The 21,426-nt window shown below is 58.5% G+C and carries 19 protein-coding genes; 11 read left to right on the forward strand and 8 right to left on the reverse strand.

Annotated elements, in window-relative coordinates; genetic code table 11:
• Positions 1 to 153: 153 nt before the first annotated feature.
• Positions 154 to 303, forward strand: coding sequence for a hypothetical protein (locus tag HX881_RS03750; RefSeq protein ID WP_177082865.1), 150 nt, complete (start codon positions 154 to 156; stop codon positions 301 to 303).
• On the opposite strand, the gene HX881_RS03755 is transcribed toward HX881_RS03750, so the two are convergent.
• The gene (locus HX881_RS03755; RefSeq protein ID WP_177082867.1) at positions 281 to 1,171 is read right to left on the reverse strand and encodes a LysR substrate-binding domain-containing protein; all 891 of its coding nucleotides are present in this window, start codon (positions 1,169 to 1,171) and stop codon (positions 281 to 283) included. The genes HX881_RS03750 and HX881_RS03755 overlap by 23 nt on opposite strands.
• Positions 1,172 to 1,290: 119 nt before the next feature.
• Between HX881_RS03755 and speB the strand changes: the two genes are divergently transcribed.
• Positions 1,291 to 2,241 carry an agmatinase gene (speB, locus tag HX881_RS03760; RefSeq protein WP_177082869.1) on the forward strand — a complete coding sequence of 317 codons (951 nt, stop codon included), beginning with the start codon at positions 1,291 to 1,293 and terminating at the stop codon, positions 2,239 to 2,241.
• Positions 2,242 to 2,339: 98 nt separating this feature from the next.
• On the opposite strand, the gene HX881_RS03765 is transcribed toward speB, so the two are convergent.
• A complete protein-coding gene (locus HX881_RS03765; protein WP_177082871.1) occupies positions 2,340 to 3,479 on the reverse strand; it encodes an extracellular solute-binding protein in 1,140 nt (379 codons plus the stop codon).
• Positions 3,480 to 3,865: 386 nt separating this feature from the next.
• Between HX881_RS03765 and HX881_RS03770 the strand changes: the two genes are divergently transcribed.
• The 4 genes from HX881_RS03770 (at position 3,866) to HX881_RS03785 (ending at position 8,673) form a co-directional block, all read left to right on the forward strand.
• Positions 3,866 to 4,573: an IclR family transcriptional regulator gene (locus tag HX881_RS03770; protein WP_177082873.1), complete on the forward strand. Its 708-nt coding sequence runs from the start codon at positions 3,866 to 3,868 to the stop codon at positions 4,571 to 4,573.
• A gap of 85 nt (positions 4,574 to 4,658) precedes the next feature.
• Complete coding sequence (locus tag HX881_RS03775; protein ID WP_177082875.1) at positions 4,659 to 5,051, forward strand: GlcG/HbpS family heme-binding protein; 393 nt, start codon at positions 4,659 to 4,661, stop codon at positions 5,049 to 5,051.
• On the forward strand, positions 5,048 to 6,259 hold the full coding sequence (locus HX881_RS03780; protein WP_177082877.1) for an MFS transporter: 1,212 nt from the start codon (positions 5,048 to 5,050) through the stop codon (positions 6,257 to 6,259). Before HX881_RS03775 ends, HX881_RS03780 begins: the two co-directional genes overlap by 4 nt.
• A 467-nt stretch (positions 6,260 to 6,726) precedes the next feature.
• A complete protein-coding gene (locus tag HX881_RS03785; RefSeq protein WP_218171545.1) occupies positions 6,727 to 8,673 on the forward strand; it encodes an alkaline phosphatase family protein in 1,947 nt (648 codons plus the stop codon).
• Between the two features lie 159 nt (positions 8,674 to 8,832).
• Here the strand turns inward: HX881_RS03785 and HX881_RS03790 are convergent, their stop codons facing one another.
• The 4 genes from HX881_RS03790 to HX881_RS03805 all read right to left on the reverse strand — a co-directional run bounded on the left by HX881_RS03790 (position 8,833) and on the right by HX881_RS03805 (position 15,690).
• Entirely contained in the window at positions 8,833 to 11,892 is a 3,060-nt protein-coding gene (locus HX881_RS03790; RefSeq protein WP_177082879.1) for an FYVE zinc finger domain-containing protein, read from the reverse strand.
• A 702-nt stretch (positions 11,893 to 12,594) separates the two neighbouring features.
• Positions 12,595 to 13,479, reverse strand: coding sequence for a hypothetical protein (locus tag HX881_RS03795; RefSeq protein ID WP_177082881.1), 885 nt, complete (start codon positions 13,477 to 13,479; stop codon positions 12,595 to 12,597).
• 416 nt (positions 13,480 to 13,895) lie between these two features.
• Positions 13,896 to 14,669, reverse strand: coding sequence for a maleate cis-trans isomerase family protein (locus HX881_RS03800; protein ID WP_177082883.1), 774 nt, complete (start codon positions 14,667 to 14,669; stop codon positions 13,896 to 13,898).
• A gap of 130 nt (positions 14,670 to 14,799) precedes the next feature.
• The gene (locus HX881_RS03805; protein ID WP_177082885.1) at positions 14,800 to 15,690 is read right to left on the reverse strand and encodes a LysR family transcriptional regulator; all 891 of its coding nucleotides are present in this window, start codon (positions 15,688 to 15,690) and stop codon (positions 14,800 to 14,802) included.
• A gap of 124 nt (positions 15,691 to 15,814) precedes the next feature.
• Here HX881_RS03805 and HX881_RS03810 point away from each other — a divergent pair, with 124 nt between their 5' ends.
• The 5 genes from HX881_RS03810 to HX881_RS03830 are packed head-to-tail and all read left to right on the forward strand — an operon-like array spanning position 15,815 to position 19,820.
• On the forward strand, positions 15,815 to 16,210 hold the full coding sequence (locus tag HX881_RS03810; protein WP_177082887.1) for a nuclear transport factor 2 family protein: 396 nt from the start codon (positions 15,815 to 15,817) through the stop codon (positions 16,208 to 16,210).
• A gap of 16 nt (positions 16,211 to 16,226) precedes the next feature.
• Complete coding sequence (locus HX881_RS03815; RefSeq protein ID WP_177082888.1) at positions 16,227 to 17,216, forward strand: TIGR03571 family LLM class oxidoreductase; 990 nt, start codon at positions 16,227 to 16,229, stop codon at positions 17,214 to 17,216.
• Entirely contained in the window at positions 17,213 to 18,154 is a 942-nt protein-coding gene (locus HX881_RS03820) for a nuclear transport factor 2 family protein (RefSeq protein WP_177082890.1), read from the forward strand. Before HX881_RS03815 ends, HX881_RS03820 begins: the two co-directional genes overlap by 4 nt.
• A 34-nt stretch (positions 18,155 to 18,188) precedes the next feature.
• Positions 18,189 to 19,025 carry an aldo/keto reductase gene (locus tag HX881_RS03825; RefSeq protein WP_177082892.1) on the forward strand — a complete coding sequence of 279 codons (837 nt, stop codon included), beginning with the start codon at positions 18,189 to 18,191 and terminating at the stop codon, positions 19,023 to 19,025.
• 30 nt (positions 19,026 to 19,055) lie between these two features.
• A complete protein-coding gene (locus tag HX881_RS03830) occupies positions 19,056 to 19,820 on the forward strand; it encodes an SDR family oxidoreductase (RefSeq protein WP_177082894.1) in 765 nt (254 codons plus the stop codon).
• Positions 19,821 to 19,862: 42 nt separating this feature from the next.
• On the opposite strand, the gene HX881_RS03835 is transcribed toward HX881_RS03830, so the two are convergent.
• Together HX881_RS03835 and HX881_RS03840 are read right to left on the reverse strand one after the other, a co-directional pair.
• Positions 19,863 to 20,570, reverse strand: a complete 708-nt coding sequence (locus HX881_RS03835; protein ID WP_177082896.1) for a TetR/AcrR family transcriptional regulator — start codon at positions 20,568 to 20,570, stop codon at positions 19,863 to 19,865.
• A 110-nt stretch (positions 20,571 to 20,680) separates the two neighbouring features.
• Positions 20,681 to 21,415 carry an SDR family NAD(P)-dependent oxidoreductase gene (locus tag HX881_RS03840; protein ID WP_177082898.1) on the reverse strand — a complete coding sequence of 245 codons (735 nt, stop codon included), beginning with the start codon at positions 21,413 to 21,415 and terminating at the stop codon, positions 20,681 to 20,683.
• Between the last annotated feature and the right edge of the window lie 11 nt (positions 21,416 to 21,426).

Genomic DNA, 21,426 nt, shown 5'->3' on the forward strand with positions numbered 1-21,426 from the left:
ATTCATCCCAGGCTCGTTTTTTATTGGCAGGTAGCGAAAACGCTTCTTGTAGGACGGAGCTCTTGAGCAATACCCGATGCATGCCGGGCATTTACATCGATTCAAGATAGGGAGTCGGCTGCGCAGCAACAATTACCAAAGACGAAAGCTGACTTGCGCAAATCCGCACGGATGCCGCGCGACGTCATCTCGACGGCCAGCGGTGCGGTCGCGGCCTGGCTGGCAGGCCTGTCAGGAAAAAGGAAGCAGGCATGCGCGGTGGAGCAGCGCTATGAAACACTCAAACGTTTCGAGCCTGATTGACGATCCAGTCGATGAACAGCATGACTTCGGGCTCAGCGCTGCGCTCTTCGTTGCAGACGCAAAAGTAGTCCATTGCGGTCGGCACCTTGAGCGCAAAAGGCTGCACGAGCGTGCCGTCGCGCAGATCCCGCGACGAGCAGATTTCATCGCTCAGGGCAACGCCGAAACCGTCCCTGGCCGCCTGCAACGCCATGCCGAAGTCCTCCAGGTGCACATCCGCATCACCCGGGTACGGTATACGCGCCTCAACCAGCCAGCGGCGCCACTGGGAACCATCGTCCTCGTGCAAGAGACGGTGGTGCATGAGGTCTGCGGGATGCTTCAGCCCATTGCGTCCATGCAGCAGTTGTGGGCAGCAGACCGGGAACATATGGAGGTTGATCAGGGGCCTCCACCAGAACCCTTCCCAAGGGGGCGCGCCGTAAAGAATGGCGACGTCTGCCCTCTTCCAATCCACGTTTGTCAGGCCATCGGCGGCGAGAAGCCTCAGGCGGATCTGCGGGTGTTCCGCCCTGAAGGCAAACAGTTTGGGCATCAGCCAGGAAGCCCCGAAGATCGGCTCGGTCGATACCGTCAAGACGGCAGGCGCAGGCAGGGAATGCGCAGGGTCACTGGCCAGGCGAACACCCTCGGCGAACTCGGTCAGTCCGCGGGCCACCGCCTGCTGAAGTGCCAACCCCCTTGGAGTCAGTACCAATGACCGACCTTGCTTGACCAGCAGCTTTGTTCCCAGGGCATCGGTCAGTGCCCGTAACTGCTGGCTGACAGCGCCGGGGGTGACATGCAGTTCAGCAGCGGCGGCGCCGACATGACCCAGTCTGGCCACACATTCAAATACGCGCAGCGCCTTGAGTGGAGGAAGGTTCATGAGCTTACCGTTTAGTTTTTTTATCGATTTTTCCAACACTTTATATCAATTTACTATCAATCATGCGGCGTTCAACAATCGTAGTCCTGAATGACCCCACCCCTCAGGAAGGCACGTCCATGGAACACCCCGTCATTGATCAGGCCATCACCCGCGCAAACCTCTATGGAACCCACGCGGAAAGTACATTCGGCGGTATCACCAGCTTCATGCGGCGCCGTTACAGCAAAGACTTGTCCGGCGTCGACCTCGTCGTCTCCGGCGTTCCCTTCGATACCGCCACGAGTAATCGGCCAGGCAGTCGGTTTGGCCCCCGTGCAATTCGCCAGGCCTCGGTCCAGTCCGCATGGGCGCGCCATTGGCCCTGGAAAGTCGACCCTTTCGATGTCCTGGCCTGTATCGACTATGGCGATTGCGATTTTGACTACGGCACCCCGCAAGACACACCGGAAGACATCAGGGCCCACGCGGAGCATATCCTCGCCGCGGGTGCGGGCATGCTGACGCTGGGTGGAGACCACTTCATCACCTACCCGCTTTTGCAAGCCCATGCGGCCAGGCACGGGCCGTTGTCCCTGATCCATTTTGATGCGCATCACGACACCGAGTCAGACGGCGTCAACAAGCGTATCGATCACGGCTCGATGTTCTACCACGCGGTGCGCGAAGGGCTGGTTGATCCCTCCCGTTCCACGCAGATCGGACTTCGTGTCAGCAACGATGAACCGATGGGGTTCCAAGTCATCAATGCGCGCCAGGTACACACGCTGTCGCCCTCTGAGATTGCCACCGCCATCTGCGCGCGCGTTGGAAATCACCCCGTCTACCTGACCTTCGATATCGATTGCCTGGACCCGGCGTTTGCACCGGGAACAGGTACTCCGGTCTGTGGCGGTCTTTCCACGCACCAGGCCTTCGAAATTCTGCGTGGGCTGCAAGGCATCAACCTGATCGGCATGGATATCGTCGAGGTAGCGCCTCCCTACGATCACGCCGAGATCACCGCGCTGGCCGGGGCGGCGATCGCGATGGAAATGGTGTGCCTGTACGCGGCAAATCCCAACCGCTGAAAGCACGGACAGCCAGTCGGACCCAGGCCCCGGCCGGTTGACCCTGGGTCCAGACGGCACACTCTGATGTCGATCAACAGCGCCTTTTCTCTTTCCCGTCAACGCTGGGTCCGGAACGAGGACCAGATCCGAGTGCGCTCACGCATGAGTCGTAACGTCATCGGCTCCTCCGCAAAGAGCTTGTCGCGCACGGCGGCCAAGGGGTAGATGGCCAGGTTTTCAGCAATGTCCTTGTCGACATACCGGGTCGCGGCAGTGTTGGCGTTGGCAAAGAAGAAGTTGTTCGTGAGTTCTGCAAGTGATTGCGCGCGCGTAATGAACTCGATAAAGAGTTTGGCCTCTTCGGGATGCGGTGCATCGACCGGGATGGCCAGTGTGTCAATCCAGGTGAGCGTACCTTCTTTGGGAGAGACGTACTCCACCTTGGCGGATGACTTTGCGCCTTCAGCCATGGCCTCGGCCAGGACGGCATCACCGCTGTAGGTAAGCGCCACACACAGATCGCCGTTGGCCAGATCACTGGGTTGGGTGCCCGAGCCAATGTAGCGAACCGATGGTCGTAGCTGATCCAGTAGTAGCTGGACAGCCTTCAGGTCTGCCGGGGCCTGGCTATGTGGCGGTTTTCCCAGATAGTTCAAGGCGATACTGATCACTTCCTGAGGAGCGTCGAGGATCGAAATGCCGCAGTCCTTCAGTTTGCTCACGAACTGTGGCTTGAACAGCAGATCAAAACTGTCCAGGGGGGCATCGGCAATACGCTTCTCGATTTCCTTGCGGTTGATCGCCAGGCCTGTAGTGCCCCAGGTATAGGGGACCGCGTAGACATTGCCTTTGTCCAGCGCCGCCAGTTGTGACAGCAGCACAGGATCAAGTTCACTCAATCGATCCATCTGTTGCAGGCCGCTGGGCTGAAGTGCGTTTGCTTTCAACAAGCGGTCCAGCATGGCGATGCCGGGAACCACGACATCATAGCCACTGCGTCCGGCCAGCAGCTTTGCCTCTAGAATATCGGCACTGTCGAAGACGTCGTACTGGACCCGGATCCCGGTTTGCGCTTCAAAATCCTTCAGGGTCTTCAGACCGATGTATTCCGCCCATCCGTACACCCGCACGACCCTTTCCGTAGCAGATACAGGCACTGAGAAAATCGCAAGCACAACGACAAAAACAATCGCCCTGAGCCAACCGCCAAAGGCAGATAGCAGGCTTTCCAAGCGAGTCGTATTCAGCGCGTTCATGAAACCTGATTGAGTGGCTATCATCCAACTTACCCTTATCATTATTCTAATCGCGCAGTCAGTCTGTTTGTCGCGTCCGCCATACATTCAAGTACCTGCTCATAAAGTACTCTCTTGATTTGAAGACAAATAACCCCCTTAAACAATTGACATTGTTCAATAGAATGTTTATCAACTTCACTGGCACAACGTTTCAATGTACTGACTGCATTGCCCCTCCGATTATTCAGCGCCCCCACACATCAATCAATTGATATAAAATCGCTGACGATCGATTAACAAAACTAAACGATGCAATCATTTCACCCGTAAAAAACCAAAGCCACCAAACGCTTCGGCGGTTTGCTGGCCTTCGCTACGGCCTTATTTCAACGAACCTTCCTCACATGATTAACGAGAACAAAGGCATACAGTCCGTCGAGCGCGCGATGATGATCCTTGAAACCCTCGCGGCAGCAGGGGGCGAAATTCGGTTGGTGGACCTTGCGATGCAATCCGGTTTGCACAAGAGCACCTTGCACGGTTTGCTCAATACCCTGGCCGCCATGGGCTACATTTCCCGCCGCGGCACCCACTACGCCCTGGGGTTGCGCTTGCGTGAGATCGCCCAGCCGCTGAACGACACGGATGCGATGCTGCGTGAAACCTTTGCCCCCGCATTGCGTGCGCTGGCCGAACTCAGTGGCGAAACGTGTTTTCTGGCGGTGCCCTGCGGTATGCGCGAGTACCTGTATATGGATGCCCTGGAGGGCAGCGGTACCTTGCGCGTCGCCAGTCCACGAGGGCGTCGCGCGGGCCTCACCACTTCGGCCATCGGCAAGGTATTCCTGGCGTTCGACGAGGACCTGCGCCGATCGGGTCTGCTGCCCTCGGAACTGGAAACCGAGTTGGGTGGCATCGTCCGCGAGGGTTACGCGCTCGATCTCGAAGAGGCCGAGCCAGGCTTGAACTGCGTGGCGCTGCCCTTGCGCTTGCAAGGTCGCGTAGTCGCGGCACTGGGTGTCGCCGCCCCTGCGCCACGCTTGCCCGAAGCAGAGCTGCGCAAGCTGGCGACCCTCGCCATGAGGAAAATGTTCGACATGCTCAAACTTTAGCCGCCAGTGGGTGTGGCCGTGTTCCCTTGAAAAGCAATCGCCGGGATCATCTGGATTCTGTCGTTTGATTCAAAGGAATTTGCGAATGTTTGAGCAACTGTCCCAGCAAGTCATCAATCGTGCAAAAGCATTGGCGAGCGATCAAGGTTTCGCCGTCTGCATCAGCGTCGTGGACGATGCCGGGCTTCTACGTCACTTTATCCGCATGGATGAGGCAGTTCCTGGCGCCATCGATGTCTCGCTCAAGAAAGCGCGCACCGCGGCATTGTTTCGTACCGACAGCGCCCAACTCGGTGCCGAAGCACAACCCGGTGGCGCCATTTACTCGCTGGAGGCCACGAATGGCGGGCTGATCAGCTTCGGTGGCGGCGTGGTGCTGTGCGATGAGCACGGCAAGGTCATCGGTGCCGTGGGCGTTGCGGGAGCCACCGTTGAGGCCGATCAGTGGATCGCCCTGCAGGCGGCGGGTCGTCCATGAATCGAACCACGCCACGTATTCATCCAGGCGTGCTGGCGTTGGCGGTGACGGCCTTCGCCATTGGCATGGCCGAGTTCATTGTCGTCGGCATTCTCCCGGCGATCGCCTCTGACCTGGACATTCCCCTGACGCGCGCTGGAAGCCTGGTGGGGCTGTATGCCTTGGCGCTGGCGCTCGGTACACCGCTCACCGTCCTGGCTCTGGCCCGCCTGCCGCGCAAGCCGGTACTGCTGACCCTGGTGGCCGTGTTTCTGGGCGGGAACCTGATGGCTGCGCTTTCCACCGATTACCCCTGGTTACTGGCCGGACGCCTCATCACCGCGCTCGCCCATGGCAGTTTTTTCGCCATCGGCGCCACCGTTGCCGCCAGCCTGGCACCAAAGGGGCAGGCCAGCAAAGCCATCGCGGTGATGTTCGCCGGCCTGACACTGGCGATGGTCATCGGTGTACCGATTGGCAGCTTCCTGGGCAATGCGCTGGGCTGGCGGTTGCCGTTTTATGCGGTGGCGCTGTTGGCCGCATTGGCCTGGATGGCAACCGCCCGGTGGCTGCCCCCTGCACCGACGCCATCGTCGGGCAAGGCGAGCGCTCAATGGGCGGCACTCAGGCATCCGGCGATTCTGGCAATGATGGCCGTGACGGTACTGGGTTTCGGCTCAAGCTTTGCCGCCTTCACCTTCATTACGCCCCTCCTCACAGGCATCAGTGGCTTCTCCAGCGCGAGCGCCAGCCTCCTGTTGATCGTCTTCGGCCTGGCGACCCTGGCGGGCAATCTCGCCGGGGGTCGACTCGCCAGTTCGATGGGTTGGCAAGCGGCGCTGCGAACGATCTTCATGCTGCTGACACTGGTGCTGGCCGCGCTTGCGCTGCTCCTGCCCTATCAGTTGCCAACGGTGGTCATGCTGTTTTTCTGGGGGGTGTTGGCGTTCGGCCTCTCCCCTGCGGCCCAGGCCGGCATGCTGGCGACCGCCGAACGCTACACCCCGCAGGCGGTGGCCTTCGCCTCGGCACTGAACATTTCGGCCTTCAACCTGGGCATTGCCCTGGGAGAAACCAGCGGTAGTGCCCTGGTCGATCACGGGCAAATCGCCCATACCCCTTGGGCGGGCGTCGTGACAGTGATCATTGCCCAGTTGCCATTGGCCTGGCTGGTGTCGCTCGACCGAAAAGACCAGCGCCTGCATCGTCCCCGCACGACTGCCGGTTGAGGCGATGGGTGTTCCCGGATAGACCTAGACGATTAATCGAACCGCTGGCGACCCCATTTGCCCCCACGACCCTACATAGTGTCATTTTATCCCCAGCAAACCTGCAGGGTAATGAGATCAGCAGGCTGATTTGGCACTTGTGAGCGCCAAGGTCCTGCCAATATTCAAACTCGGACAGAATCAACCAGTATCCCGCATGAAAGAACGATAGCAAAACAACATAACGTTAATGCTGCATACGCACTACTCGGTCTAAGCAATTCTTGAAATAGCGTTCGGCCACTGCTATCAAGAACCCACGCTATTTCAGGATCACCTCTCAGCAAGTCCCATTGAGACAGTTGAGCATGGGTTTCATTTAATCCTCACTCTATTGAAACTACGAGTAAATCCTGCATCTGGCTCATTGAACCATGTCTACAAGGCCGAACCGCTTTTTCATGAGGGTCATACAGGGAGGTATAGATATGGGTACGCCACAGACGGCAAACATCTACATCACCAATGCCACGGACGGGAACGCCAGCATCCTCCTGTTCCACAAAAATACGGGTGGGGAGCAGCGCGGGGAATGGCCGGCTCAACCCGGACAGACCGTTGGCCCGCTGATTGTCTCTTTCGAGACGGGCTTTGGCACCGAAGACATATTGGACTACTGGTCGGTGCTGCTACGCGTCACGGACGGCACATCAGCCGGTTACTACATCAGTTCCGGTAGTGCCGCAGACAGCGACTGGAAAGAATGCCAACTGCAAAGCGCGGATGCCGGGCACGACATCACGCTGTCGGTCAGTGCCAGCACGTTCAACGTCGCACTGAGATCCGGTGGCTGTACCAACCCCATGACCAGGCTGGCACCTGCCTCCCCCGTTACGCACGTGTTCGTACTGATGCTGGAGAACCATTCATTCGACAACATCTTCGCCATGTCCAGGATCCCCGGTATTCAGGCCGCCACACGGGATGACTTCAACGCCGTTGGAGAGGAGCGCTATAGCGTTCAGGACGGCGCGCCGCTGAACCTGACGACAGATCCCGGACACGAGTTTGCCGACGTGTTCCAGCAGTTGACCGGCCAGGTCACTCCGCCGAATCCCTGCTCGCCCTATCCCCCCATCAACAACTCAGGGTTCGCCCAGAGTTATGCTACATCGACCTCGGAAGCGCCTCACAAACGTCCAGACTCCGCAGACATCATCAACATCATGTCCTGCTTCAACACCCCCAGCCAGTTGCCGGCGATCTACAACCTGGCGACTGAATTCGCGATCTGCGATCACTGGTATTCTTCACTGCCGGGACCGACATGGCCGAACCGGTTCTTCGTGCATGGCGCCTCATCCTCCGGGCTCGATAACAGCCCAACCTATGCCGAGATGCTTGAGTGGGGTGTCAGCGGATTCCAGTACCCCAACGGGTCGATATTCCAACGTTTGGACAGCGCCAACATCCGGCACCGTATCTACCACGATATCGATCACAACAATTTCCTGAGTCTCTACAGCGACGATCCGCAAAAGGGATCAAAGCTCGGCGCAATCCCCCAGGTCTGTTCGCTCAGCGGCGTGAGCCTGCTGGATGCTCAGTCTTTGCAGACCTTTCATGACGACCTGCAAGGCCCATATCCCTATTGCTACACCTTCATCGAGCCGCATTACGGAGACCTGACTGGCAACTATGAGGGCGGCTCCTCCCAACACCCCATGGATGATGTCTATGGGGGCGAGCATCTCATCAGTGCCGTCTACTCGGCTATTCGCAACTCCCCTTACTGGGACACCAGCTTGCTGGTCGTCATCTACGACGAACACGGTGGCTTCTATGATTCTGTTCCACCTGCAACCGTTCCAGCACCCGGGGATAACCCGCACAACGACTACAACACCCACGGTTTTGACTTCACCACCGCTGGCGTTCGGGTACCGGCTGTCATCGCCTCGCCCCTCATTCCAGCTGGCACCGTTGACTCGACCCAGTACGATCACGCTTCGGTACCTGCGCTGCTGGAAAGACTCTGGGGCCTCAAGCCTCTGACACAGCGCGACGCCCAGGCCAACTCACCGCTCGGTCTGCTTTCGCTGTCCACACCGCGTGACACCCTCAGCGCATTGCCCCTCCCGACACCGTCGATCAAACAGACCATGACACCGATGGCCCTGACCGAGAAAGCCGCGCTTGCAGCCGCGCCTGTTCCCCCATCGGGCAACCTGGCAGGGACACTGGCAATTCTGCGCAAGACAGAAGCTGAGCTGGCAGCGGCTGGAGTTCCTCCCGCGCCCACCGACGTGCCACTCGTGTTTACCGCGGGTCAAAGCCGTAACAGTGCGGAACGATATGCCGGATCCATCCTGGAAAGGGTTCGTCTGGTGAAAGAGCAGCGACGGTTGGCGAAAGATAAAGGCGGGCAACCGTAGGCAAATGATCGGGTCTACAGGCGCGTCCAACCCATCCAAGTCAACCATCGGCTGACAGGCTCCTGCCTGTGGCCTGCCAGCAGCAACAGGCACAGCTACTCGAACTGCCTATCGTTTTCACCGCAAGCGCCTGGCTTGAAGCCGGGAAAAGCAGTGGTTTCACCCATACCGAGCATCGCAACCGTCGCAGACTCTTTGCAATGAGACCGGCCCTTCGGCCGTCAAAGCATTGCGAACCTGCTGGCGATGTTGCACATGCACACTGCAGTAGATTTTTCCGCAACTGCGGCAGTGATGCTTTCGGTTGGCCGAGGAAAACACCACATTGCATCCTTGATGCGCACATTGGTTTTTCATCTCGTCAGGCACCCAGCGGGCACCCGGCACGGGCGCGATCACGCCACCTTGAAAGTGGCAACCCGCACATACTTTCTCCTCTGAAACCTGATTGGCCTTGAGCGGATTACGTACAGGACGCGTATGGTTTGAATGGTCAGCACAAAAGACATTGCCACAGAGACGGCAATGATGAGCTCGCGTCAGCCCCCCAAAAGGACGGTTGCACGTCATGCACCCAACGGGGTCCGGTGTCACCCACGCAGCTGCGGGAGCCGGTGCAAGCGCCTTGTTGAACGCCGAGTGGTTGGACAACGCGACGGTCCATTGATCATGAAGCAGATTGTCCAGATCGTTGATGTCAGATCTACCCAGGCTCCAACCGGCCAGACGCAGGCTGCAAATGCCGCAGAAATGAAGATTAAGGGCATTGGTAAAGTTGTAACTCATGATGCAGGCACTGTCACCAGCATCATGTTGAAGGGGAGAGATTCCCCCCGCAGACGGGTTAAGCGTGGTCGATTTCGCATGGGGCATGCCCAACTGATGCCCAATTTCGTGGGCAATCACCAATGCCGCGCTGGTTCTGCACAAACCTCCCGCTCGGATCTTGGCACGCTCCTTAAAGTTCAGGTTAGCTTTCGCCCAAGGATCCAGCACACCGTTCATGTAGCGAAACGGTGCGTAACTGACAACCATTGCACTCTCGTCCAATCGGCAACCGCAAACGTTGTTGTTGACGATGTTGTTGCACACACGATGGTCCTGATCTTCGATGACCGTCGCCGTTGCTACCCCACACCCGGGGCAAACAGCAAAATTGGTGATGGTCGTCACTGCCTCTGCCACCATATTCTGCTGGTGCCACTGATCGGCAAAGTCAAAGTGGTAGAAATGAATACCTGCCATATCCTGGCTTCTGGCGCGGGCGTGTTGGCTGCACAGTTCGGCGATGATTGTCCCACCCCATTCTCGGCATTTGTCCTTGTAGGTTTGCTCGCTGGTGATACCAAGCCCTGCAAGCAGAACGTCCCGACGCTGATCAGCTGTACCGGGAAGGTCGGCCCGGGTAGGAAAAATCAAGTCTGTCCCGTAATAGCCGTTAGGCCTTTGCAGGTTCAAATGGTGTATCTGTGCCAGTCTAAAAGCGTTATCGGTAGCAAATACTTGGCCCGCAAGGGCCCCAGCCAGCGCGATGGCGTGGACACCCACCCCGGCACGGAACGCGGCATAGTCAACGAAGTTGATGCCATGTTCGCCGTTGGGTTGATTGATCGCAGGTCCCAGCGCAATTTCCAACGCGGGCCCCAGATTCGCAAGACCGGCGTTGACAGCATTCTGGTAATCCAGCGCTACGATATTCTGCGTCCCAGCAGGCGGCCTGAGGTCAATGCACGCCGCCGACAGGTAGGCCTGAACCTGCCGCCAGTCGAGCAGTGCGTCATCCGCCTGGGCATTCTTTCTCCACTGGCGGATGACATCGATGCGATGGCGTACGGTCAAGGTAGCCGCGCTTCTCACGCACACAGAGTTGCCAGCGGCTGTCAGTAGGTCATCGTCTGTTGCCACATCAAAAGCGGCCAGTGCCGGATACCCCAGATAAACCCGCAGGCGATAGGTATCACCAGCAATGCGCGATGGCAGAAACAGCACGCCTGCCTTCCCGCCATTGACGTTGGCCGAGTCTGCCACCAATCCGGAGGACGTCGCCCAAGGACGATTGTTGATGCCAGCAATGGCGTCCGCCGGCGCAACCAGCGTGCCCGGATGCAATGCCATGAAATGCGGATGCGGCCCACCACCCCCTACTCCACGCTTACCACCGTGATCAATGTGGCAATTGGACCGTGCACCAGGCCACTCCGTGGTTTTATAGGCCAAGGCATCGGCGATAAAAGCTTGAGCGGTGGGGTTGGGGTGGACAGGCCGCACACCGCTCTCCCAGTCCCACAGCAACCTCAGATTACCCAAGGCACTTGCACACGCCTGAACCGCTGCCGCTGCTCCATTCGATAGGCGCAGGCGCACAGTGGCGCTAAGCGGAAGCGTGGGACCATCTCGAAAGCGCAACTTCTTGGCCGTGAATAACGCGTTCGAATAGAAGTCATTCGACGTTCGTGAAAAGACATTCATTTCCAATGGCACATTCACGTTGGCTTGGGCATCCACCCCCAGGTCACGGCCCTGCAGTTGCGCGGCCACCGCATTGACGGTGTCCACCGTGAGCCTGCGATAACGTACATCTGCGTACGCGGCTGCAGCGCCTGCAGGAGGTATCCAGCCATCGTTTTCCAGGGTAAGCGTAATACCGTGGACGATGACATCCAGGTAAATCCACCTTGCCGCACAGGTAACCCGAGTGTTGGGCTGGACTTCCTGGATTCGCATCACCAGCTTGTACGGTGCATGTTCCGCAGTGAGCACCTGCATGGGAAAATCGCCCCCCCCTGGCGCCCCAACAGCCACTTGCGAGACAGGTAAGCTCGCCAGATGCACATTGTCGTGCAGGTCACCGTTGAAGTTCGTGGAACCTTCGGCAGCCGGTGCACCCTCTCCGTAATCCAGGGTCTTGCTCCAGAACGCTACCGCATCACCGTGCCGGTAAAGTTCCAGGCGCAGGCGTCGGACATTCTCATGCCCATCCAGCGTCCAACAGATGGGAAACTGCTCAGCAAGAGGCGCCAACACATACCGCCCGCCAGCGGCGGAATCCAGGGGCGCTCCAGCGGGTGCATCAAAGTGGGTGGGCGCCGAAGGGTGCCCATCAAGCGATAACGCGGTGAGAGCGCAAGTGTTCACTCCATGTGGGCAAGCAGCAACGATGGCGACGACGGGTGGTGCCGGAAACATGAGGGCATCGTCGATCAGTGGCGGATAAGGCATTAATGCATCCTCTCAGGGCACTTGGCCAACTGATCCAGACGATGGTCAGCGTCCCTTGTGCGATCACTCAGGATACGGGCCGGCTCAGCCCCTGCCAGGAATTCAGGAGGCGCCTCAATGACAATCAGGATGAGACGAAACAACAGACGGGTGTCCTCAATCCCGACGGCCAGGCCACGCTCGCATGTCGCCTCGACGCACTGGCGCAGGGCAACCTCGTCGCACGCCCTCCCACCGAAGAAACGAGGTGCAGATTGCCTGGTGGCTGATCTTGCATTCAGATAAGCGATGGTCCACGAAACAAAGGTTTCGAGAAAGGCGACTCTCTGTGCGTGGCGGATGACTAGCATCGGCACGAACAGCTTAATGCCGAAAAAAAAGAACGATCAGCGCTCAGGGTGACAGGAACGCACATCGTTGTTGTCGCATGATTCAAGAAGGCCATCGTATCCATGCTCAGGCTACCCGTAAGATTAACGAAGCTCAGAGTGCGTTGCGCAGCAGAACCTCTTTGGCCTGGGTATCTGGATACGCGCATCCAGCCTCCCGTACGACATACGGTTCAGGTTGCAAGCCATTCCAATTGAAGATCAGCCTACACCTTCGAAAAAAGATGTTGACGCTATTGTTCGGCAAGCTCTAATGACTCGATACCGCAGTTTTGATACCACTATCTTCAGGCATCATCGTCTCACACCCTAATTACTTAGTCTGAACCTCTAGTTTCGTACTGCAAAGCTGATATGAATTGTAGGCATCTATAATCGCATGAGCCTTGCCCAATGTCGAAGATACCTCCTGAGAGTTAATTAATGACTGGGCGTCACCACTGCCCAGACTCGAAGGGACGGATAATTTTGGCGCTATTTCGATCACCGATTTTTTGGTATCAAACGAGCTATCTGATATTGCCTTTGAAACTCTTTCCTGCAGATCCGTCATATCCGCCAAAACCCTATTTTTATGATGGGCAACAATCTCGCCCGCCTTGACAATATCGGCCACTTCCGCCTCTGCAAGAGCGTTGGCACTGACAGCTTGTTTCAAGGTAGGAATAACGGAGCCCGAACCATCAGGAAGGCTATATTTAGATGCATCCACCAAGCTTTTTTCCGGAACATCCCCCATGCTTTCGACAGCGGCATTACCGACGCCAACGCCGTATGCTGAACTTATATTACCCGAACTTGAGCGAAGCTGATTAACGGCACGCTGAAACTCACTCACATCAGAATTATCAACTATGGTTAAAGTATACGTTTTTACACAAGCCAGATAACTCACAGCACCATTATAGATATTGAACTGCCCTTTAAAATTGCCCCAGCTTTCCAGCCCGAACGCCGTTGCGATAATGGCAGCGGATGACTTATACAGATCCGTGTGAGAGTCAGTCGCCAGCCCAATTGCAGCGACTCCGGCACCGCCAAGAGCAACCGAACTCAATGTTGCCTTGTTTGTAGCGGCCCCATCCCGATAGGGAATGTATGCGTGCAACATATTGGAGATAGGGGCTACTCGCGAATCCTCAAACTCAACTTCTCCGCTACTGTTTTTTCCCAGCGCCACGGGTTTGAATATATCCACGTAATCTGGCTCTTTCAGATTTCTGGTTGAGCACCCAGCGGTGATTGTCATGCCAACCATCAATGCGACTGTGCCTGCCCGATGCATGGGAACATCCCTGTAGAATTAGTGGCCTTTTGGCATCCTAGCACCGGAACGCAGGTTCGCAAGGCGGGAGGGTATGGCGCTGATGCAAACCAGACCGAAAAGTCTCTGCTGAGGTACCGTTCGAGGGCCTCAAGCACGCCCCAAAGTTGAACGTAACAGCGCTTAGCTACTGGAAGCACGGGAGCCTGGCTGCCCTCTGGATCCTGAGCCGCCTCTGGTAGTGCAATTGATCGACTGCCATTGCCGCCGATGGAAGCACTGCTGTCGCTTCACTGTTTCCCCCCTACGGGCCTCGCCCGTAGGGCCAGGCCCTCCAGAAAATATGGAGACTACAACGACAGTCCGGGGTACTTCCCAGCCAGCAACGAGCCTGCGTTCGGCACAAGCGCCTCCAGATCCAGGTGATCGAGCATGCGCCTTACCGTACACACGGCGGTCGAGATGGTCGGGATGCCTAGCCTGTCTTCAATGAGCTGGATAGCTGCAAGCGAAGGCATCTGCACACAGGCCGAGGCGACTACCACATCAGCCCCTTGGGTGTTCAGCCGCTTGACATCCTCGAGCAGTTGCAGGGGATCGCGTTGCCCAACCTCCAGGTTATCCGGGATTTCAAAACTGAGCGCATCGATCACCTCAATGCCCTCGTGCTGGATATAGTCCACCACCAACTCAGTCAACGAGCACATATAAGGTGCCATCAGGGAAATCCGCTTGGCCCCCATGATCTTCAGTCCCTCGATCAGCGCTCCTGCAGAAGTCATCACTGTCGCCATGCACTGGTTTGCACGTGCGATCTCCAACAACTCATGCTCGGTCTGCCGGTGATAACCACGACCACTGGCCATGATCGCCACCAGGCAGGCAGTGCTCATCACATCTACCCGCGCATCCGAAAGCTCAGCCGCACAACGCAGCGCTTCCTTATTCATCGCGGCCAGTTCTTCCTTCGTCACCTTATGCATGCGCATACGGCTGGAATGAAAGGTAAAGCGTTCCGGCAGCAGGGCTTCGCGAGCATGCAGCATGGCGGGGATCTCAGTCTCCATCGTGGTGTTGGAGCTCGGTACGATCTGGCCGATTCGATAGGGACGAACGCGTGTCATGGATTTCTCCGGAAGATGGGCAGGGTTGTCATTTCGAATCTATCAAAATCGACATAAATGTCAAATATAAAACATATTAGTCAAATAGAGACCTAACCCCCAGTGGCCCCCATTGCAGCAGGAGCAGCGTTCAGGAAAGAAACGGAATCCGGTGGCTCAGAAAGTCAATCAGCACACGCAACTTGGGCGCCACAAGACGCCCGGACGGCCACAGGATATTGAACACACTGGTTTCACTGGTGTACTCATCCAGCACGCTCACCAGCTCACCGCTCGACAACGCATCTCGTACCATGAAGTCAGCCGCATAGGTGATGCCCAATCCCCTCACTGCGAAGCAGACCCGGCCCTCGACCGAATTGCAGATAATCGAACGTGGCAGATCCAACTCAGGTTCATCGACGCCACCGGTGAAGGTCCAGCCTTGCAGCTTGCCGGTTTGCGGAAAGCGAAAATGGATGCAACTGTGCGCCTGGAGGTCGCTTGGCCGCAGTGGTTTTCCATGGGTGGCGAAATACGTTGGTGCCCCCACCACAATCATTCGATAACTGCCCAGGCAACGGGCCGACAGGCTTGAATCCTTCGGCGTACCGCTGCGCACCACAGCATCAAACCCCTCAGTGATCACATCGACCAGGCGGTCGGTGAATTCCAGGTCCAGCTGAATGTCGGGGTAAAGCGACTGGAACTCGGCAAAAACCGGCAGGAAATGGTTGCCCACCATGGGCAAGCTGACACGCAAGCAACCTTGCGGGCTTGATGACGTCTGCTGCAGTTCCTCCCCTGCCGCTTCCAGCTCGGCGATCACCCTTCTGCAACGCTCCAGAAAGCGGGCACCTTCAGCGGTCAATGAAATATTGCGCGTACTGCGGTGAAACAGCCTCACACCGAGCTTTTCCTCAAGCCGGGCAACGCTTTTACTGACCGCGGAAGCTGAAACCCCCAACACCCTGCCAGCGGCTACAAAGCTTCGACTTTCGGCAGCCTGAACAAATACGCCGATCGCACCCAAACTGTCCATGAATTCTCCATTGATGACGTCGAGGTCCTTTGTGAAGGGACATTCAGCCCGTTTTTCTAAGGCGTCCACCCCATTAGGGTGAAAGCCGGCTACATCAGCCGGTGATGCCTCAGGAGGCCCCCCCATGAATCAAGTTACCGAAACGGACCTGTTCACCCTGGCCACCGAACTTGAAGACAAACGATTTCGTCTAATGATAGACGCAGACGTCAATAGTTTTGAACAACTGCTTTCCGATGAGGTGGTCTACGTCCACTCCAGCGGCTTCACTGATGACAAAACCAGTTATCTGAAGAAGTTCCGCGAGGGAGCATTCGTCTACCACAGTGCCGAACAGCACCTGGAACAAGTCAGCGCCTTGGGCGAGAACGCGCTCATGGCCACCGGTAGCGTGCGCATGATCGCCACGGTAGCCGGCACACTGAGGAACCTGCACACCTTGTTCCTCGTCGTCTGGCGCAAGGAGTCGGGCACCTGGCGCTTGCTGGGTCACCAAACCACCTCGCTGCCACAAAGCTGATAGCCAGGAGCCGTGCATGACCCAGTTACTCCCCCCCGCGCTGTCCGGACATCCGGGCTTTACACGCGTCTTCCGCCCCGGCCACTTGAGTATCGGTTTCATTGCGCCCCTGGAGGGTTACCCCGACAGCCCTGCACCCACCCTGGCCAACCATGCCGCTATGGCGCGGTTGGCCGACGACGTCGGCATCGCCGCCCTGTGGTTGCGAGATGTGCCGTTCTTTGACCCGACGTTCGGTGATGTCGGGCAGATTCTCGATCCGATGGTCTATGCCGGCTGGTTAAGCGCCGTGACCCGCAATATCGCTATCGGTACTGCCGGTATCGTCGCCCCGCTGCGCGATCCTCTGATCGTTGCCAAGCAGGCAGCCAGCGTCGACCAGCTACTCGGTGGGCGCTTGCTGCTGGGTTTGTCCTCCGGTGACCGGCCGGCCGAGTATCCCGCATTCGGGCAGACGTTCAATCAGCGTGCAGCACGCTTTCGCGAGGCGCTGCAGATCATCCATACCGTCAGCGAACAATCATTTCCCAGCTACCGTTCGCAGTACCACGGCAATATGGACGGTAACCTGGACCTGATCCCCAAACCGGCTATCCAGCGTTTTCCGTTCATTGCCGCCGGGCGTGCAGGACAATCCCTGGAATGGCTCGCCGCCCATGTTGATGCCTGGATCTGGCATGGCTTCGACCCGCGCGGCATGACCGATATCCTTCCACAGTGGAACGATGCCTGTGCCGAGCACGGCTACAAGCCATACGGCTACGGCTGCTGGTTCGATCTTGACCGCAACCCTGACGCTCCGATCCAGGGCGGCCAGGTGCTGCGTGGCGGACGTCACGCGCTGATCGAACTCTGGCAGGCGCAACAGGCCGCCGGCGTCACCCATCTGGTGCTCAATCTCAAACCGACCCGGCGGCGCCCGGAGGATATTTTCGAAGAGCTGGGCCGACATATCCTGCCACTGTTCCCGGCGCACACGGCAACCGTTCGGGAATCTGCGCGATGAGTCATACCACCGTGTCCCCACGCGGGGATATTCTCGATCGGCTCAAACATTTCCTCTCTGCCTGGGCTACCGCCACGCCGGTCAGCATGGCCGGCACCCTCGCCCCATCGGCGAGACTGTCCAGCAGTGCCCACGGCGAGTTGCAGGGGCCCGCCGCAGTGGCCAAGGCGCTTGCACTGGACTGGCCTCATGGGCACATCGTGCGCATCGAGTCCACCAACCATCATGTCGGCGTCGAGGATGATCGCGCCGTACTGGGCGCCTACCTGTATGGACGGATCAGCCCTCCCGGGACGTCGATCGCACCCTTGTTGTTCGGTGCACTGCTGGTAGGTGAACTCGCAGCCACCGATGGTGGGTGGCTGTTCAGCCAACTGCAACTGACCCTCAACTGGCTCGATGGCAATCATGCCCTCGTCCCGCGCTGGAATCCGCCGCGATCAAGGCGCTTCTGGGAAGTTGGTGACCCAGCGCCTCATCTGCTCAATGAACTGGATTCGCCCTGGGCACGCCTGCCCTTTGCCCGTGTCGCAGGGACTGCGCAAGATGAAGTGGCCGAGGTATTCATGCGCTACATCTGGGCCATGGATCAGGCAGATTTCGGCCAGATGCGCGACACCCTGGCGCACGACATCGCCGGCGCCTTCCCCCCCATCGGCGATCTCAACGGCCGTCATGAAGTCATGGGCCAACTCAAGAATTTTCGTCAGCCCTGGCCGTGGATGCAGCACTTCTGCGTGCCGCTGCGAGTCGATATCGAGGGCAACCAGGCGCAGATGCTGCTGGGCCGGGTCATCGCGCAACAACCCACTACCCCGCAAGGTTTGCCACTCTACGGCGCTCATTACCGCATCAAGTTACGCCGGGAAAACCAGCGCTGGCGCATCTTCTGGTTCGAGTACGTCGAAGGCTGGATCACCACCCCCTCGTCGATATGACCGCGAGTCTTTTTCCTCACCAGGACACCCTCCAATGATCCACGCTCCACTCATTACCCTGAACGACGGCACCCAGATTCCCCAATTGGGGCTGGGCGTCTGGCAACTCGATAACGCACAGGCCTACACCTCGTCAAAAGCAGCCTTACAGGCAGGTTATCGGCACATCGATACGGCGATGATCTACGGCAACGAAGTCGGGGTGGGTCGTGCCGTCGCTGAAAGCGATATCGCCCGCAACGAGATTTTCATCACCACCAAGTTGTGGAATGCCGAGCACGGCTACGACCAAACCCTGCGTGCATTCGACGAAAGCCTCAAGCGCTTGCAACTGGAAACGCTGGACCTGTACTTGATCCATTGGCCATTGCCGAGCAAAGGCGCCTACGTCGACAGCTGGCGGGCCATGGTGCGCCTGCGTGACGAAGGCCGTGTACGTTCGATCGGTGTCTCCAACTTCCACCAGGAACACCTGCAACGCATCATCGACGCCACCAGCGTCATCCCCTCGGTGAACCAGATCGAGATCCACCCGGATTTCGTTCAGGCCCCCCTGGTGGCGTTCTCACGCCAGCACGGTATCGCCACCGAATCCTGGAGCCCACTGGGCCAGGGCGGCGCGTTGCTGCAGGAACCCCTCCTGGCTCGCATCGCCGCCAGGCTCGGCAAGAGCAGCGCCCAAGTGGTCCTGCGCTGGCACCTGCAAAGCGGCCATATCGTCATTCCGCGCTCGACCAACACCGAACGCATTGCCGCCAACATCCATGTCTTCGACTTCGTGCTGGACGCCGAAGACATGCTGCAAATTTCCCATATCCCGCAAACCGGACGTCTGGGCCCCGACCCCGACACCTTCGAGATGGGCGCCTGATTTCTCCAACCCCTTGAAACCGAGGTTTTCATGACCACCCCAAGAACCTATGTCATCACCGGTACGGCATCCGGAATTGGCCGGACCACGCGGCAGTTGCTCGAGTCCCAGGGCCACCGAGTAATCGGTGCCGACCTGCGCGATGCCGAGATCATTGCCGATCTGTCCAACGCCGAAGGTCGTCAGACGCTGATCGACAAGGCCAGCGAACTCAGCGGCGGTATCGTTGATGGCGTGCTGGCCATCGCAGGTGTCGACATCGCCGGTCCCGCTACGGTTGCGATCAACTACTACGGCGCGCTGGCCACGCTGGAAGGCCTGCGACCGCTGCTGCTCAAGGCCAAGCAACCCCGTGCGGTAGCCGTGTCATCCATCGTGTCGATCCATGCATTCGACTCGCAACTGGTGGACGCGATGCTCGACGGCACAGAAGCTCAGGCCATGGCCCGCGCACAAGAAGCCCCTTACGCCTACGCCAGCACCAAACAGGCATTGTCGCGCTGGATTCGCCGTGTGGCGGTGAACGCCGAATGGGCCGGCGCCGGGATTCCCTTGAACGCCATCGCCCCGGGGCTGGTCAAGACCGAGCTGTTGTCCCGGCTGTTCGAGGACCAGGCCACCAAGGACCGGATCAACGCCGGTTGCCCAATGCCATTGAAAGGCCCGTACGAGCCGATTGAGGCCGCCGAACTGCTGGCGTTCCTGGCCAGCGAGAAAAACGGACACATGACCGGCCAAACGATCTTCATCGACGGTGGCGCCGATGTAGCGCTGCGAGGGGATTCGGTCTGGTAGTAAAGGATGCCCGTGCCCGCTTCGCCGGGCACGGGTAGCGAATCAACGAGGGGCGATCATGCCCTCAAGACGATCGATGTCTTCGCGCAACAATCCGATCATCTGGGAAATCCCGCCGGCACCCGACGCATCACGCCCGGCCACCAGGCCTTCCAGCGCAACCGCCGTCAGCTGGCTGGCCAGCTGTTCGGGGGTCAGGTCGCTGGTCTTCTCGCCATGGGGATACCAGAAAGCCACCCAGTTACAGACACCCAACAACGAGAACGCCGCCATCTCATCGTTCACTGCGCGGCAGGAGCCTTCACGGATCGATTGCGCCACCAGCTCGGTCAAGGCCGCCAAAGTACGCTTGCGGGCGGTACGGTACTGTTTGGCCAAGGCTTCCGGGAAGGCCCCTTCACTGGTCAACAGCAAACGAAAGCGCTGTGGATGCTGGGCCACCTTGCAGGCCATGTTACTCACGCCTTCGCGCAGCCGATCGATCGCGTTGCCACTCTCGGCTGCCGCCAGGCGCTCCAGATCCCGTGCGGTTTCCAGCGTGAAACCACGCACCAGCGCCTCGAGCATTTCATCCTTGCCCTTGACGTAGTGGTAGATACCGGTGCGCGTCAGGCCAACGGCCTCCGCCAGCTCCTGCAGCGAAGTACCGGCCACGCCTTTCTGCGCGAACAGGCGTTCAGCGGCTTCCATCAGCTGGTTCATCACCAGCTCGTAACGGGCTGGCGTCTTGGTTTTTGCGGTATTGGACATGAGGTGCAGTAAATCCCGTACAGAGTAGCCGCAGCATGCCAGCGCCAGCGGCTCAGAACAAGATCAGTCATGTCCGCCGCGCCCTTGTGCAGGGCGCGGCGGAGCATCGCCTAGAGCGTCCAGCCACCATCGATCGCGATTTCAGCGCCGGTGATAAAGGCACTCTCATCACTGGCCAGGAACGCCACCAGGGCTGCGATTTCCTCGGGAGCCCCCTGGCGCTGCAAGGGTGTCGCCAGTGTACCGGCGTTATTGCTCGCCTCGCTGTTGGCCTTGAGCATCTCGGTGCTGACATACCCTGGATGCACCGAATTGACCCGGATCCGGTGTTCGGCGAACTCATTGGCGGCAACCTTGGTCATGCCGCGCACCGCCCATTTTGTGCTGCCATAAGCCACGGTCGCGGCCGAACCGCGCAAGCCGACCACCGATGAGATATTGATGATCGACCCACCGCCCCGGCGCCTGAGCGGTTCCATGGCGTACTTCATGCCCAGCAGGACGCCGAGCTGATTGACACGGAACATCTTCTCCATCAACTCGCTGTCCGTTTCAGCGATGGTCGCTGGGCGATAGATCCCGGCATTGTTGACCAAAACGTCGCAGCCACCGAAGGTCTGCTCGACCTGACCGAACAGTTCACGCCACGAGCCCTCGCTGGACACATCGTGCTCGATGAACATGGCCCGCTCGCCCAGGCTGGCAGCGAGCGTCTCACCGTCATCGACCAACAGATCGCTGACCACGACATTGGCGCCTTCCTGGTGAAATCGCCGGATCTCTGCCGCGCCCTGCCCTCGTGCCGAGCCGGTCACAACCACCGTCTTGCCGTTGAAACGCGTCATCTGGGTGTCTC

This window comes from Pseudomonas gingeri, from assembly GCF_013386115.1.
Classification (GTDB): Bacteria; Pseudomonadota; Gammaproteobacteria; order Pseudomonadales; family Pseudomonadaceae; genus Aquipseudomonas; species Aquipseudomonas gingeri.

Coding starts and splice junctions, on each gene's coding strand:
- HX881_RS03755 (WP_177082867.1), bottom strand. CDS start 1,171: ATGAACCTTCCTCCACTCAAGGCGCTGCGCGTATTTGAATGTGTGGCC.
- speB (WP_177082869.1), top strand. CDS start 1,291: ATGGAACACCCCGTCATTGATCAGGCCATCACCCGCGCAAACCTCTAT.
- HX881_RS03765 (WP_177082871.1), bottom strand. CDS start 3,479: ATGAACGCGCTGAATACGACTCGCTTGGAAAGCCTGCTATCTGCCTTT.
- HX881_RS03770 (WP_177082873.1), top strand. CDS start 3,866: ATGATTAACGAGAACAAAGGCATACAGTCCGTCGAGCGCGCGATGATG.
- HX881_RS03775 (WP_177082875.1), top strand. CDS start 4,659: ATGTTTGAGCAACTGTCCCAGCAAGTCATCAATCGTGCAAAAGCATTG.
- HX881_RS03780 (WP_177082877.1), top strand. CDS start 5,048: ATGAATCGAACCACGCCACGTATTCATCCAGGCGTGCTGGCGTTGGCG.
- HX881_RS03785 (WP_218171545.1), top strand. CDS start 6,727: ATGGGTACGCCACAGACGGCAAACATCTACATCACCAATGCCACGGAC.
- HX881_RS03790 (WP_177082879.1), bottom strand. CDS start 11,892: ATGCCTTATCCGCCACTGATCGACGATGCCCTCATGTTTCCGGCACCA.
- HX881_RS03800 (WP_177082883.1), bottom strand. CDS start 14,669: ATGACACGCGTTCGTCCCTATCGAATCGGCCAGATCGTACCGAGCTCC.
- HX881_RS03805 (WP_177082885.1), bottom strand. CDS start 15,690: ATGGACAGTTTGGGTGCGATCGGCGTATTTGTTCAGGCTGCCGAAAGT.
- HX881_RS03810 (WP_177082887.1), top strand. CDS start 15,815: ATGAATCAAGTTACCGAAACGGACCTGTTCACCCTGGCCACCGAACTT.
- HX881_RS03815 (WP_177082888.1), top strand. CDS start 16,227: ATGACCCAGTTACTCCCCCCCGCGCTGTCCGGACATCCGGGCTTTACA.
- HX881_RS03820 (WP_177082890.1), top strand. CDS start 17,213: ATGAGTCATACCACCGTGTCCCCACGCGGGGATATTCTCGATCGGCTC.
- HX881_RS03825 (WP_177082892.1), top strand. CDS start 18,189: ATGATCCACGCTCCACTCATTACCCTGAACGACGGCACCCAGATTCCC.
- HX881_RS03830 (WP_177082894.1), top strand. CDS start 19,056: ATGACCACCCCAAGAACCTATGTCATCACCGGTACGGCATCCGGAATT.
- HX881_RS03835 (WP_177082896.1), bottom strand. CDS start 20,570: ATGTCCAATACCGCAAAAACCAAGACGCCAGCCCGTTACGAGCTGGTG.
- HX881_RS03840 (WP_177082898.1), bottom strand. CDS start 21,415: ATGACGCGTTTCAACGGCAAGACGGTGGTTGTGACCGGCTCGGCACGA.